The organism is Acidobacteriota bacterium (assembly GCA_016196035.1).
In the GTDB taxonomy this organism is placed as follows: Bacteria; Acidobacteriota; Blastocatellia; order RBC074; family RBC074; genus JACPYM01.
In genome coordinates this window covers 24,648-39,674 of the sequence record JACPYM010000005.1, presented here as the reverse complement: position 1 = coordinate 39,674, position 15,027 = coordinate 24,648, and the positions used below count along the sequence as shown (strand labels likewise).

Below are 15,027 nucleotides of genomic sequence, written 5' to 3'. Positions count from 1 at the left end.
ACGAGTGATGAAGGGCATAAAGCCTATGCCAACCTCATCACGGCTTTCCTGGAAGAACAAGCCAAACTCGCGCCGTCACCGCTGCTAAAAGTGCTGCCCAATCCGCTCGTCAGTGACGAGATGAATTACGGCGAACTCAAAGCCATCACCGAATTCAAACATGATCCCGCCTGGCGCAACGAAGCCAATAACGACCGCGCGCTCCCTTCCCTGCTGCTCAGCAGCGACCGAGCCAACGCCCAGCTGGACATTTACTTTGAAGGTTCTGTGGTGGGTCTGAGCTATCGCGTCGGCCCAGATGGCGGCACGTTCGAGTGCCTGATTGACGGCAAGCCCGCGCCCGCGCCGCTCAACCGGATTGACGCTTACGACACGACCGCGCACATCCAAACGCGCATCGTCCCCGGCGGCCTAGGGATGAACGAGCACAAGCTGACGATTCGCGTGTTGGGCGAGAAGAACGCGAAAAGCAGCGGCAATGCAGTGCGACTGGGTTCGTTGCTGGTCGGCGGGCAACGGCCAGAGCGGCTGTAACCTGGTTTGCCAATGCGCCATCGCAAGATTCGATAGTTAAGCAATTCAGTGGGCGCGCGCCACCCCCACAACGAGCGCCGCCGCGTATAAAGCCGCACCGTGCGGTCGTGTCCACCGGCGACAAGCTGCTTGCCATCCGGCGCAAAGGCGACCGCCAGCACGGGCGCGGTATGCGTGCCGATTTGGGTGATGAGGCGGCGGCGGGTGACATCCCATAACGCCAGCGTCTTGTCATCGCTGGCTGACGCGACCGTCTCGCCATCTGGCGCATAAGCAACCGACTTGATGCGCGCCTGATGTTGGCCGATGACGGCGAGTTGCGTGAGCGGTTCGGTGCGCCAGAGCCGCAGCGCGCCTTCGTCTTCGCCCGTGACCAGAGTTTGGCCGTCGGGCGCAAAGCTGACGCTGATCTGGTGGGTGGCGGGCACTTGCTGCCGGGCGCGCAATTGCCACGTCGCGACCTCCCAAATCAGCAGCCAGCCGCCTTCTGTTACGCAGGCGAGCCGTCGCCCGTCGGCGGAGAACGCCGCGCCATAGATTTGCCCTCGCGGATTTGGATCCGACGATCTTAAATCCAGTCTTTGACGGCCTGATGCGCGTTCGTAGACGCCAACCGTCGTCGCCACCCAGCGCCCATCCGGCGAGAGTGCGGCACAATAACCGGGAAGATCAACATCCGTTACCTGCCACCGAAGCTGCTGTTGCGCCACATCCCAGAGCCGGAGGGTGTGATCCTGCGCGGCGGCGGCGAGCGATTGGCCGTCGGGCGCGAAGGCCACGCCGTTGATACGCGCTTCGTGTCCGGCCAGCACCGCTTCTTTGCGGGCGGTTGCGGCGTTCCAGATAATGATCGAACGATCTTCGCTGGCCGAAGCAATGCGCTGGCCGTCACTGGCAAAGGCGACGGCGCGCACCGGGCCGCTGTGTTCATTGAAATTTGCCGCGCGTGTGCGCGTGACCAAATCCCAGACCAGGATCGAACCGTCGCCGTGCGTCGAAACCAGCCAGCGCCCGTCCGGCGCAAAGGCCACACTCCAAACGATGGAGGTGTGTTCCAGCACCGCTTCCCGTTTCAGCGTCACCGCATTCCACAGCACGACGTGCTCTGCGCCCGAAGCAATCAAGCGTCCGTCCGGCGAGAACTCAACAGTGCGCCCGTGATCGTCGTGCGCGCGTTCGCGGTGCAACAGCTTCGTTCGCGTCAGGTCGCCGGGGCGCGTCAGTTGATACACCGAAACTTCGCCTGCTGAATTGATCTTCGCAAGCCGCGCCGCATCCGGCGAGAGAGCGATCCAGTTTCCGCCGTCAGAGCGCGCGCCAGCCAACTGTCGGCCAGTCGCCGGATCAAAGATTTTCCATTCACCTGCTGGCATCAGTTGCCGACTGTTGTGGGAAAAGATAAAGCTGCGGCCACTAGCATCGCGCAGTTCGCTGACTTGCTCCCAGCGCACGGTTTCCCGCAACCGCGTGTTGTATGTGTTGGCATTGCCGTCGTACACCGAATAAGCCAGCAGCCGACCATCGGGCGAGAAAGCCAAGCCATCAAGGGGCGATTCCTGAGAATCACGCCATTCCGCGATCTTCGCGCGCCGCGCCGTGTCCCACACGATCACCACGCCGTCGCGGCTCTGCGTGGCAAATCGTTTGCCATCCGGCGCAAAAGCGACACTGACCACTTCGGCCTTGTGTTCGTTCAGTGTCGCCAGCCGTTCGCGCTTCTCAAAATCCCACACGATCACCTGCTTGTCTTCGCTGACCGAAACGAGCAGCTTGCCATCCGGCGAAAAGACCGCGCGCCGCACTGCCGCCGTGTGTCCGTCGCGCAACACCCGCTCTTCCCAAACATCAGTCACCGACAACCACGCCGCCACCAGCATCGTCACCGCCGCTATCAACAGCATCCGCCAGCCTGCTCCCAGCAATCCACTGAAGAAGCTCTTGCGGATCAGTTCGCGCTCCAACCTGCCGCGCTTCAAGCTGGCAAAGCGCCAGATGCTCCACAAGCTGCCAAGCGGAATGCGCGTCTGACGGTCAGCCTCGTGAAAGACCACATACCGCGTCAACAATTGATCGGCATTTTGCGCCTTGAGCAACTGCTCTTGCTGCGCGTCGCGCCCGACCTCGATCAGCGACTTCAATTCCTTCAGATCGGCCAGCAACTCGCCCGCCGACTCGTAACGTTCCGCGCGCCGCTTCTTGAGCGCCCGCGTCACGCTGCGTTCAAGCGCCGCTGGCAGCGCAGCGTTCAACGCACTCAACGGCGGAATTTCATCAGCGCTCTGCAAAGCTTCGCTAAGTTCCGCGCCGGATTTGCCGCTGTAGGGATGCCGCCCCGCAAGCATTTCGTAAAGCACCAAGCCCAACGAGAAGATGTCCGTCTGCACCTCCAGCACCTCGCCGCGCGCCTGTTCGGGCGACATGTATTTGAGCGTGCCCAGCATCGCGCCCGCTGCGGTGAGTGAAGGATGAGGGATGAAGGATGAAGGATGAAGCGGACGGCCGCTTTCATCCCTCATCCCTCCGCCCTCATCCCTTAGTTTTGCAATGCCGAAATCGAGCACCTTCAAGCGACCGTCGGCTTGCATCATGATGTTTTCGGGCTTGATGTCGCGGTGAATGATGCCCACGGTGTGCGCGGCGTGGAGCGCCTCGGCCATCTGCGTAGCCAGCGGCACAACCTTGCGCCAGTCCAGGGCTGACTGTTTGAGTTGCGCGCGCAGCGTCTCCCCTTCAACCAATTCAGTCACGATGAAATGCAACTCGCCGAACTGCTCTGTCACCTGACCGGAGTCGTAAATCGCCACGATGTTCGCGTGGTTGAGCGCCGAGATGGTGAGCGCCTCCTGCCGGAAGCGCACTACCCGCTCCGGGTCGGCGGCAAATTCCAGCGGCAACAGCTTGAGCGCCACGTCGCGTTCGAGCTTCTCGTCCCAAGCGCGCCAGACCTCACCCATCCCGCCGCGCCCAATGCACGCTTTGATGGTGTAGTGGTTGATGCGCTGACCCGTTGTAACTGCGCCCGCCTGTCCGGCCAGCACTTCGGCCAGGTAAGCGACGGCGGTAACTTCAAGCTTTTCAGACGGCCCGCCCTGGCTGAGCAGAAATTCAACTGCGCGGCGCAATTCGTCATCGCCGGCGCAAACCTGTCGCAGGAAAGCGGCGCGCGCTTCAGGCTCGATTTGCAAGGCGGCTGCCAGCCTTTCGTCAATTTCGTCAAAACGCTTTTGCTCCATTGACGGCCTCCTTCCCATTCAACCTGCCAAACAGCCAGCGTTTCGCCGTCTCCCAATCGCTCCTGACGGCAAGGGGGGAAATCTTCAGCACAGCGGCGATTTCTTCGTTGGTCAGCCCGGCGAAAAAGCGCAGCACCACAACCTGATACTTGCGCTCTGAACGCTGCTTCAACCATGCCAAAGCTTCGTCGAGCGCCAGCAAATCAAGATCAAGCTCGACGGTCACGGTCAGCCCCTCTTCAAGCGGAGTCTGTGTCAGGCCGCCGCCGCGTTTTTGACTTTTGCGCCGGCGCGCTGCTTCGACCAGGATGCGCCGCATTACATCGGCGGCGATGGCGTAAAAGTGCGCGCGGTTTTGCCAATGCAAATCTTCTTTACCGCCGCCCAAGCGCAGCCAGACGTCATCAACCAGCGCCGTCGTCTGCAGGGTGTGACCGGCGCGTTCGCGGCGCAGATAGTGATGCGCCCGCCGCCGCAATTCGCCGCCCACGATGGCTGTCAATTGATTGAAAGCCTCGGTATCGCCGGCTTGCCATTTCAACAGCAGGCGCGTCACTTCGCCAGGCTGCTGGTTTTCCTGTTCGGGCACGAATTCTTTGCGCTCAGGCGCGTCATTTTCCTGGGTGGACATAAAGGTTTTGGCCTCCTTTTTGTGGGATCGGTTGAAAGACAAGCTGCGGACAAACCGCTCCGGCAACCACGTTTGGCTTGCTGGCGCGCTCAAGGCTGAAAATATTTTTTTTCCGGCTACCACCATGCCAGCCTCGCTTTGCGCATTAAGCCAGTGATGCCAAAAAACGGCGGGCGGCAGTGTAATGAATTGTCTGACTTTTGAAGAGGTCGGCAATCTAGCATCGCCGTCAGCCGCTGGCAATAACAGGTTCATCCGAATAACCGAATAGCTCTTTGAGAAGAGCCAGCAACTCGTCAAAGGAGGCGAACGATGATGAAGTTCATAACTTTACTGGCAGTGGCAGCCCTGCTGGTGCTCAGTGGCATGGGAAGAGAACAGGCTGCGGCTAGCCGTGGAGTGGTACTAAATGAGGCGAGTGTCAAACGCACTACTCCGGCTTCAAATCTCCAGACTCCTTGCGTGCCTGCTCCGTCAGGCATGGTCAGTTGGTGGACGGGAGATGGAAATGCCATGGATATAGCAAATGGCAATCATGGCACGCTGCAAAATGGGGCGACGTTTGCGCCGGGTAGGGTGGCGCAGGCATTTGCTCTGGATGGGGTGGACGATTACGTCCAATTTGGTGATATCTTGGATGGCCTAAATGGAGGTTTTACACTGGATGCATGGATTCGAACTACCTCTACGGTGGGCAATAAAGCGATCATCGCAAAAAATTGGTCATTGGGTGGTTCTTGGGCGCTAAGAACGAACGAATTTGACCCAAGAAAAGTCGATTTAACTGTGTGTAGTCCAGATTGCGCAACCTTAGCAGCAGACGCTGTGCAACTGATCTCCACTTCAAACATCAATGATGGAGCGTGGCATTTTATCGCGGCCACTTTTGATGGTACGACACAACGCCTGTATGTTGATGGAACACTGGAAGCTTCCGGAACCAATACAAACCCTGCTTGGACTGACAACCATCATTTCTGTATTGGAGGTTTTTGTGATCCCAGCGGTAACTCATACTTAACTTTTGGCGGGCTTATAGACGAAGTCGAAATCTATAACCGCGCCCTTTCTGCTTTAGAAATCCAAGCCATCTACAACGCGGGCAGCGCGGGCAAGTGCAAGCCTGGGGCAAACCAAGCGCCCATGGCAAGCTGCCAAAACGTGACCGTCGCAGCCGGAGTCAACTGTACCGCCGCTGCTTCCATCAACAATGGCTCCTACGATCCTGACGGTGATGGCATCACCATCACGCAAACGCCCGCTGGCCCTTATCCGCTCGGCACGACGAACGTGATGCTGACCGTGACCGACAGCAACGGCGCGTCCAGTCAATGCGCGGCGACCGTCACGGTTGTGGATAACACCGCGCCGACGCTCACACTCAAACCCGCCCTCAGCCTCTGGCCGCCCAACCACAAATACACCACCGTCACCACGGCGCAGATGGTGCAAAGCGTCAGCGACAGTTGCGCCAGCTTGAACCCCGGCCAGGTGGTGATCGAACAAGTCACCAGCGACGAGCCGGACAATGGCCTGGGTGATGGCGATACTGCCAACGACATCGTGATTGCGCCGGATTGCAAAGCTGTGCAATTACGCGCCGAACGTGCGGGCGGCGGCAATGGGCGCGTCTATTCCGTGCGGCTGCGCGTGCAGGATGCCGCCGGGAACGTCACGCGGCGGGAATTCAAAGTCAGCGTGCCGCTCAACCAGAACGGCAGTCCGGCGATTGAAGATGCGCCCGTTGCAACGGTGGTTTGCGGCGGCGGTTCAGCATTACCCACCAGCAATGCGGCCAGGCCAGCGGTGCCGGGTGATTTTGACGGCGACCGCCAGACCGATTTCGCTGTCTGGCGCGGGCAACAGAGCGACTGGCTGGTACTCGCCAGCACGAATGACCGGCTTGCTCTAACGCCGTGGGGCGCACAGTACGCGCCATATAACGACGTGCTCGCGCCGGGCGATTACGATGGCGATGGCAAGGCGGATCAGGCGGTTTACCGGCGCGGTAACGGGACGTTTTATGTCCGGGGTTCAGCCACCGGCGCGGTCATCACGCAAGCGCTCGGCACGGGCAAAGACGAGCCGGTGCCGGGCGATTACGATGGCGATGGCAAGACCGATTTCGCCGTGTGGCAAGCGGCGCGCGGTATGTGGCTAATTCAGGGCAGTGGCGGTCAACGGCTGACGCTGCAATGGGGCGCGGGCGACGCACCATATTTTGATGTGCCGGTGGCGGGTGATTACGATGGCGACGGCAAAACTGATTTGGCGGTTTACCGGCGCGGCACCGGCACCTGGTACATCCGGCGCTCATCTGATGGCAGCGCGCTGGTGCAAGCGTGGGGCAACGCGACGGATGTGCCGGTGCCGGGTGATTACGACGGCGATGGCAAAACCAACCTCGCGGTCTGGCGCGGCGGCGAAGGCAATTGGTACGTGTTGCGCAGCGTGGATGGCAAGTATCAAATCACCGCCTGGGGCGCGGCGCGGGTTGGCGATGTGCCGGTGCCGGGCGATTACGATGGCGATGGCCGCACAGACTTGGCCGTCTGGCGTGAACCCGAAGGCACATGGTATGTGCGGCTGAGCGGCAATCAGGACATCCGCGTCCATCAGCACGGGCAGGCGGGCGATACGCCACTGCTGGCCTGCCATCCTCAATAGGATCGTTCGCCAGTGTGGGCAGAAAGGGGTTGCGGCGTAGGACAGGCATAAGTCTTGGCTTACGCCGCCAAGCTCTCACACGCCAAGCCTGTCCGTATTCAGGGAGAGGTCTTTAATATGGCTTCGATCTGCCGCGCAAGCTCGGCCTCGGACAAACGCGTCGGCGCGTATAGCCGCACGATTCCTTTGCGATCAATCAACACAAATGTCGGCGTTGCCGCGACGCCATAACGCACCATCATTTCGGTTTCGATAGGAATCGGCACGCCTTCTAACCCGGTGTAACTTTCGGCCCAGACTTTGGCGAGGTGCGCTTTCTCTTCGGCAGGGGTGGCCGACTTGTCTTGTGCACCCGTGCCGTAAAAGCGCGTTGGCGCGAGCAGCACCAGGCCCTGTGCTTCGTATTTTTGATAAACCCGGCTCAACGCGGCGGCCTGCGCGCGGCAATCGCCGCACCAGTGCGCCCACAGAAACAGCAAGACGGGTTTGCCTTTCAGGCTGGCCAGAGTGGGCGGCTGCGGCCCGGCGAAATCGGTGGGGTTGAGTTCGGGCGCGGGCTGGCCTGTCAGAAAAAGCAGGTTGATGTTTTTGCGGAGGCGCGCGCGTAATCCGATGTTCTTGGCAACGGCAAATTCTTTCTCCCAAAACTCCTTCGCGGCCTGGCGTCCTTTGTGGACGGCCAACAGGCGGCCTTCGACTTCGATGGCCGCGCCGAGTGGGGCGAGCAGTTCGCTTTTCTCCTCCTTGATTTCGCGGCGCAGTTCCGCGACGTATTGGGCGGCGGCGTCATATTGCCGCAGCATCTCAGCACCACGCGCGAGCCAGCCGACGGCATCGAGGTATTCAGCATCCACGCCGGTTTTCAGCTTGTAATCTTCCGCCGCGTGCGCACCACTGGCGAGGTCGCCGGCTGACAGTTTCAAACGGACAGTGCGCGTCAGTGCGCCCGTTTGCGCTTGGGCCGCAGCGGTCAGCAACAGAAAAACCAAAAGAGGCAGGATGTTTCTTTTCATGTCATTCCTTGGTCAGAGAGGGTTCGGGAAAAGCGCCAGGCGGGGATTCTAGTCCAGCGTGCGCTGGAAGAATAGCCGCGCGAAATCGCCGTCAAATCTAGGCTTTCTTGACTTCGCCAAGAGCCAACCCTATGATGCGGCCCTTGAGATTCCCATGCACAAAGCGACTCACGCAGGACGTGAAGAATTCCGGAGCGGAAGCAACAACGCACCACTCAACCGCAGCAATTGCGCCTGCCAAACAGGGCTGACCAGGCGTTGCGGAAAAGAGATGGTAACAGCACGGGAACCAGCCTCAAGCGGTTAGCAGGAGTTATCTAAGCTATGGTTGGCGGATATATCGGCGAAGCGTGCCAACGGGTGCTGAACGGCATCGTGCGCATGCTGGCGCGTCTCAATCCGAATCCCAACTTGCTCTCGCTGATCGGGTTGGGCATCAATGTCTGGGCAGCGATTCACTATGCCTTCGGCCAATTTTGGCAGGCCGGCCTGGTGATGATTCTGGCCAATCTCTTTGACATGCTCGATGGGCGCGTGGCGCGGCTGATGGGCCGCACTACCAAATTCGGCGCGTTTCTGGATTCCAGTCTGGATCGCATCTCGGATATGGGCGTCTTTCTGGGCATTATGTTTTACTACACGCGTTTGGGAACGCCGCAGAGTGCGCTTTATGTGTTGCTCACGGGCGTGGCGCTGATCGGTTCGGTGATGGTGAGTTACACCAGCGCGCGCGCCGAATCGCTGATTCCGAAATGCGATGTGGGATTTTTGCGGCGCCCCGAACGCGTGGTGCTGCTCATCCTCGGTTCCCTGCTGGCAAAGCTGGAACCGACCATCTGGCTGATGGCGGTGTTGTCGTTTTGGACATTTTGCCATCGGCTCTATCACACCTGGGTTGAGTTGCGGGATACGAATACACCCTTGAAAAAGGTCACGCAGCCCAGCCCGATCAAGACCGCTGAAAAACAGGAGAAGTCAGAAGGTCAGCGGTTGCGGCTTGGACCTGATCCAATTTAATGCCCCGGTCTTATTGCTTGTCGCGTGTTCAAATTCCCCCAGAAATTGATGGCGCTTGCTTGAATTGATAAGACATTCAAATTATGCACGAACAATCTCGCTCTGCTCTTTCTTCATCTGCTCACGCTCTTCAAACCAATTCCTTACCTTGCCCGTGCTGCGGCAATCCGCATGACTTGGCCGCACTCGAATGCCTTCATTGTGGTGCGCGCCCGGTCGGCGAACCGCTGGCGAAACCTGACATTATTTTGCCCAAACTAGGCCCGGCTATGCTGGCCATTGGGTTGGTCTGCTTGATCGTCGTTGGCTTTTTGGCGGTTTGGCTCTTCGCCAACAATATGAAAGTGGGCCGCGCGCTTTTGGTCACCTTCCTAGGCGACGGTTACAAGTTCACCAAAGATTTGCTGAACGCGGATAATCATCTGCCGTATTACCGCATTTTTGCGTGGGACATGTCACGGCTGGCCTTTTTCGTTTCCGCCGCTGTTGTACCGCTCTCACTGTTTGGCATCCGCGCCGCCTGGCGCGCGCTGCGCCTAGCCAAGGAAAAACCTGTCGAATATGGCGGACTGCGCACGGCGCAACTTTCGCTGGGGCTGGCTTGCGTTTTGTTTGTGGCGTTCAGCGCTGCGGGCCTCAACGGCATCCCGGACACCATTGAACGCGAACGCATTCGCCACGCGGCGGCCACGCGCGCACTGATGTATGAACACGCGCAGGCTTTGCAGCATTACTACTACGAATACGGTACCTTCCCGCGCGAAGGCACTGACTTGGTGCGGTTGGGCACCAATACCGCGCCGCAAGCGGATTATTGGGAACAGCAATTCAAATATGCGCCGTTCGGCACGATTGCCTCGGCACGTGGGGTTTCCGCGTTCAGCAGTTACACGCTGACCTCGGCTGGGCCGGATGGCGAATTCGGCACGAGTGACGACATCCTGATGATTGACGGCGTCGTGGTGGACAAACCGGCCGAAGCGGAATTGCCCGCGAGTTTGCTCATCCCTGAAAAGAAGCCGCGCCGCTAGTTGCGCAGCCCGTTTCCGAGAAGTTTAGGCAGCAGTTTTGGCCTCAGACGCGGCTCAACCGGCATGGCGTGTCTGGGGCCAATCGTTTCTACTACTGCACGCTCCGTTGCCCATATCACGAAGCCGGAATTTCCATGCGAACCAGTTTTCTGAAAAGGCTGATCGCACGCATGCGCGGACGCGATCTGGAAGCCGAATACCAAGTCTGGCTACGCCAATTTGGCCGTATCACTGAGGGCCGCGTAGTGGAAACGCTGCCGGAACTGGATGGCGGGCTGACGATCTTTTTTCACTACAGCCTCGCCAACGTGCAATACGAAACCTCCTACCGGCTCAATGACGAGCAAATGGAACGCCAACACAAATACGTGCCCGGCGCGTCCATCACCGTGCGCTATGACCCGCGCAGTCCAGGCAGTTCGATGATTGAGTAGTGAGTAGTCAGTAGTCAGTAGTCAGTAGTCAGTAGTCAGTAGTCAGTAGCTTTGGATCCACAAGAAGCTTTATGCCGCATCTCTCGGCTGATTTCTAACTACCGACTACCGACCACCGACTACCGACTACTGACTACCGACTACTGACTACCGACTACTGACTACTGACTACTGACTACTGACTACTGACTACTTCTTCTATGTTTCGCAAAATCCTAATTGCCAATCGTGGAGAGATTGCCGTGCGGTTGATCCGCGCGTGTCGCGATATGGGCATCTCGCCCGTCGCCGTCTATTCCGAAGCGGATCGCCACGCGCTGCATGTGCGGCTGGCCGATGAAGCCTATTTCATTGGTGCGGCCCCTTCGGCAGAAAGCTATCTGGTTGGCGAGCGCGTGATTGACGCCGCCAAGCAAGCAGGCGCGGAAGGCATCCATCCCGGCTATGGCTTTTTGTCCGAACGCGAATGGTTTGCGCGCGCTGTCGAAGATGCGGGTATCACCTTCATCGGCCCCGCGCCTGCGACCATCGAACTGATGGGCGACAAGATCAACGCGCGCGAAGCCGCCCTGCGCGCCGGTGCGCCGATTGTGCCCGGCACCACTGACAAACTCACCAGTGCCGCTGAAGCGCGCCGTGTGGCAGGCGAAGTCGGGTACCCGGTGATGCTGAAAGCGGCGGCGGGTGGCGGTGGCAAAGGCATGCGCGTGGTACGCGCCGCTGACGAGATGAATGCCGCTTTTCAGATGGCTTCGTCCGAGGCGCAATCCGCGTTTGGCGATCCGGCGGTTTACGTCGAGAAATTCATCGAAAAGCCGCGCCACATCGAAATTCAAATCGCCGCCGACCGCCACGGCAACGTCATTCACCTGGGCGAACGCGAATGCTCGATCCAACGCCGCCATCAAAAAGTCATCGAAGAATGCCCGGCTTCATTCAACGATGCCGAGTTGCGCGCGCGGATGGGCGCGGCGGCGGTCGAGATTGCGCGCGCGGCCAACTATTACAGCGTCGGCACGGTCGAGTTTCTGGTGGACGCGCACAAAAATTTTTACTTCCTGGAAATGAACACACGCTTGCAGGTCGAGCATCCGGTGACCGAATTGGTCACGGGTGTTGACCTGGTGCGCGAACAAATCCGCATCGCCGCCGGTGAACGCTTGGGCCTGCGGCAGGAAGACGTGCGCTGGACGGGTTCGGCGCTGGAATGTCGCGTCTATGCCGAAGACCCCGCCAAGAACTTCCTGCCCTCGCCCGGTCGCATCACGCGCTTGCGGATACCCAGCGGCCCCGGCGTGCGCGACGACAGCGGCGTTTATGAAGGCTGGGAAGTGCCGATTTACTACGACCCGATGATCTCGAAGCTGGCGACCTGGGGGGCGACGCGGGCCGAGGCGATTGCGCGGATGCAGCGCGCGCTGGGCGAGTATCACATCGGCGGCATTCGCACGACGATTCCCTTTTTCCGCGCCGTGTTGGAAGACGAAGAGTTCAAAAAAGGTGAGATCGACACCGGCTACATCGCGCGTTTTTTGGAGCGAAACAAATTGCCGACGGCAGATGAAACAGCTTCGCTGAATAACGAACAGATTGCGGCAGCCTTGGCGGCAGCATTCAATTTCACGCAACGAGCACGTAAGCCAGCGACGGGCAATGGCAATTCCAATCAGCAGGCAAGTCGCTGGAAGCAGGCGGGCCGGGCCGCCGCGCTCAACAATCGTTAACGGCCTTCGTCAATCAGCAGGCTGGCAGCCTGCCGTGCTTTTTTTCCGAGGACTCAACGTGAAACTTGCAATCGCTATCGGCGGGCAAACACTCGACGCAGAATTCAGCGCCAGCGACGGCACAGCGCGGCTTTCATTCGACCAGCAAAACTACGCGGCGCAAATCGCGACGCCGGAGCCGGGCCTGTTCACGATCATTCTCAACCAGCGCGTCTATAACTGCGTGCTCGACGAATTGCCAAACGGCCAGACCGAAGTCGTCGTCAACGGCCAACATTTCCCTATCGCCGTACACGACAAAAAACATTTGCGCGGTCAGACAGGCGCGGCGACGGCGGGCGGAAAGGCCACGCTCATGGCCCCGATGCCGGGCAAAGTCGTCCGCGTGCTCTGTGCTGTGGGCGAGGAGGTCGCCGCCGAACAAGGCTTGCTGGTGGTCGAAGCGATGAAGATGCAGAACGAAGTGCAGTCGCCGAAAACTGGCAAAGTAACGGAACTGCGTGTGAGCGAAGGCCAAACCGTCAATGCTGGCGAGGTGTTGGTGATTGTCGAATAGCCGTCAGACCTTTTCAGTTCGCCGTGACCGCGTTCTCCGGCGCAGTCCCCTCCTGCCAATGCAAGGCTTCTGCTGGCTGCGGCTGCAAGTGCAACCGCGCAAACCACCACAGCAAGCCCAACAATGCCGCCAAGGGAATCAATGTCAGCAAACCTGGCATGGGGCCGACAATGGCTTTGCCCGCCGCGTTGACACCGCTGGCAAAGCGCAACGCCAAAGATACATACGTCAATTCGGCGAGTAACAAAGGCCAAACCCAAAACAACGCTTGGTAAGTCAGCCGGCGCGGCCAACGCCACTCGTGCAAGCGGCGAATGAGCAATGCCAGCGCGGGCGCGGTCAGCATCAGGTAATGCGTCCAGGCAATCGGATTGAGCACGCAACCCGCTCCCAAAAGCAGCGCAAACGCCGCGTCGAACGTGCGCGCCTGTGTTTCCAACCGCCACGCCAGCCACAATGCCAGCGCCAACAGCACAACCGGAACCAGGACATTGACGGCTTTGGCCAGCAGTGGTGCGGAATAAAGCGGCGTCAGGGCAAAGTTCAGCCCAGATTCCGTAAACAAGCGCGTTCCAATCGTCCAGGCCGAAAAGTTGGCGTCGTGCGGTCGGTAATGCGCACTCAGTTGCGGGCCGATCTTCAAATAGTAATCCCGCACCAGCGCCCAGCCGTGGACGGCAATGGCGAGCAGATGCAGCCCTACGAAACAAGCGCCTGCCGCGAAGACGCTACGCCAACGGCGCCGCAGCGCCAGAAACAGCACAATCGGCCAACCCGCCAGTTTCAAGGTCATCAATAATCCGAGCAGCAAGCCGCCTTGCCAATCTTTGTTTTCGCGCAACGCCACCCAAGCGCCCATAAACAACGCCAGCAGGCAAAGGCTGAATTGACCCAGCCACAGGTCGTCCAAGACCGGTACCCAACCGAGCGCCAGAAAGCATGCCAGCGCCCATTGCCGCCATTGAAACTTCAATTCCAGCGCGCGAAAAAAGAGCGCAACGGCGATGCCCAAACAACACAACTCAAATAACAACCAGACGCGCGCCGCCGTCTCATAAGGCAACCAGGCCAGTGGCAAGCAGAGCCAGCCAATCGCAAACGGATGCGGGGTCGGATGATTCAAATCGGTGATGTTATGTGCGGGCAGCCAGAGATTGGCCAAGTCAGTCAACGGCAGATACGGATTGACGCCTGAGACCATCGCTTTGGCGAGCAAATAGCCGGAGAGGATGTCTTTCTTGTAAATCCAAAAGGTCGTCACTGAAGTGACAATGCGCTTGACCGACAACATGGCCGTGAACACCGCAAAGAGCAGCAGATAGCGTTTCAAGGCGGGCGAAAATTTAAGGTGGGTTGTCTGTTTCATCTCCATCACCACTCCTTACAACCAGGCGAAATTGCGCAACGGGCAGGACGCCCGTGCTGGCGAGCGCGCGCAGTCTAGCAAAAACACTTGCTAAAGCAAGACACTTCTGCCGAGCGCAACTGGAACGTTGACAATTCCGCGCCGCTGATTGAAGATGCGGTTCATCCAATCCCCCTCACAATTTGGTTTTCTTTGACCGGAAATGACACCGCCCGTCAGGGCGACGCGGACGGCAGAATGCTCGAGCTGCAACGGTTTCCATGTAACTGGTGCCCCGTTGCGCCGCTCGCAGTCAGTCTGTTCGCTCAGGCATCCCCGCCCTGACGGACGGGGTTATTTCCGGCTTTGTTTTGCTGGCGCGGCAGCGAACATGCTCACAAACACCAAATAGAAAAGCCCGCCGATGAAATTCATCGGCGGGCTTTTACTTTGCTTGCAAAGGTGCGCTAACGCTGCGCCGTCTTTTCCACCTGCCCCAGCGGCGTCGGCCAGCCGTGCTTGATGCGCACCGAATAATCGGTAAAGGTCAGCACCAGCAAAATCACCAGCCAAAAAATGCCTGAGATGATGATGAGTTGCGTCAGCTTGGAACTCCAGCGCACGTGCATAAAGATCATCACAACGGCGGTGGCCTTGATGACGGCGATGGTCATCGCGACGATGACGTTGAGCGGCCCCCAGACTTTCTCTAAGTCGAAACTCGCCACAAAAACCGTCAGCGCGGTCAGCGCCATCAACAGCGCAAATACGCCAAAGTAATATTTGAGCGGTACCAGATGATGTTCGGATGAATGTGCGGAACTATGCTCTGCCATAAACTT

General features: G+C 59.1%; 11 protein-coding genes. 6 read left to right on the top strand and 5 right to left on the bottom strand.

All coding sequences use genetic code 11. The features are described 5' to 3' along the window. Window positions 1-365: 365 nt before the first annotated feature. Together HY011_01650 and HY011_01645 are read right to left on the bottom strand one after the other, a co-directional pair. Entirely contained in the window at window positions 366-3,767 is a 3,402-nt protein-coding gene (locus HY011_01650) for a protein kinase (protein MBI3421619.1), read from the bottom strand. Then, window positions 3,748-4,398: a sigma-70 family RNA polymerase sigma factor gene (locus tag HY011_01645; GenBank protein MBI3421618.1), complete on the bottom strand. Its 651-nt coding sequence runs from the start codon at window positions 4,396-4,398 to the stop codon at window positions 3,748-3,750. The genes HY011_01650 and HY011_01645 overlap by 20 nt, the downstream gene beginning before the upstream one ends. Before the next feature lie 513 nt (window positions 4,399-4,911). Between HY011_01645 and HY011_01640 the strand changes: the two genes are divergently transcribed. Next, complete coding sequence (locus HY011_01640; protein MBI3421617.1) at window positions 4,912-7,065, top strand: VCBS repeat-containing protein; 2,154 nt, start codon at window positions 4,912-4,914, stop codon at window positions 7,063-7,065. A gap of 98 nt (window positions 7,066-7,163) precedes the next feature. Here HY011_01640 and HY011_01635 read toward each other — a convergent pair whose 3' ends face one another. Then, complete coding sequence (locus HY011_01635; protein ID MBI3421616.1) at window positions 7,164-8,078, bottom strand: TlpA family protein disulfide reductase; 915 nt, start codon at window positions 8,076-8,078, stop codon at window positions 7,164-7,166. 324 nt (window positions 8,079-8,402) lie between these two features. On the opposite strand from HY011_01635, the gene HY011_01630 reads away from it, so the two are divergent. The 5 genes from HY011_01630 to HY011_01610 all read left to right on the top strand — a co-directional run bounded on the left by HY011_01630 (window position 8,403) and on the right by HY011_01610 (window position 12,840). Next, window positions 8,403-9,095: a CDP-alcohol phosphatidyltransferase family protein gene (locus tag HY011_01630; GenBank protein MBI3421615.1), complete on the top strand. Its 693-nt coding sequence runs from the start codon at window positions 8,403-8,405 to the stop codon at window positions 9,093-9,095. Window positions 9,096-9,364: 269 nt separating this feature from the next. After that, window positions 9,365-10,126 (top strand): hypothetical protein, encoded by a 762-nt coding sequence (locus HY011_01625; GenBank protein MBI3421614.1) that lies wholly within the window; start codon window positions 9,365-9,367, stop codon window positions 10,124-10,126. A gap of 134 nt (window positions 10,127-10,260) precedes the next feature. Continuing rightward, entirely contained in the window at window positions 10,261-10,560 is a 300-nt protein-coding gene (locus HY011_01620; protein ID MBI3421613.1) for a hypothetical protein, read from the top strand. Window positions 10,561-10,760: 200 nt separating this feature from the next. Next, the gene (accC, locus tag HY011_01615) at window positions 10,761-12,284 is read left to right on the top strand and encodes an acetyl-CoA carboxylase biotin carboxylase subunit (protein ID MBI3421612.1); all 1,524 of its coding nucleotides are present in this window, start codon (window positions 10,761-10,763) and stop codon (window positions 12,282-12,284) included. Then, window positions 12,214-12,840, top strand: a complete 627-nt coding sequence (locus tag HY011_01610) for a biotin attachment protein (protein MBI3421611.1) — start codon at window positions 12,214-12,216, stop codon at window positions 12,838-12,840. The genes accC and HY011_01610 overlap by 71 nt, the downstream gene beginning before the upstream one ends. Before the next feature lie 13 nt (window positions 12,841-12,853). Here the strand turns inward: HY011_01610 and HY011_01605 are convergent, their stop codons facing one another. Both HY011_01605 and HY011_01600 read right to left on the bottom strand, forming a co-directional pair. After that, window positions 12,854-14,206, bottom strand: coding sequence for a DUF2029 domain-containing protein (locus tag HY011_01605; protein ID MBI3421610.1), 1,353 nt, complete (start codon window positions 14,204-14,206; stop codon window positions 12,854-12,856). Window positions 14,207-14,652: 446 nt separating this feature from the next. After that, entirely contained in the window at window positions 14,653-15,021 is a 369-nt protein-coding gene (locus tag HY011_01600) for a cytochrome C oxidase subunit IV family protein (GenBank protein ID MBI3421609.1), read from the bottom strand. Window positions 15,022-15,027: the final 6 nt, after the last annotated feature.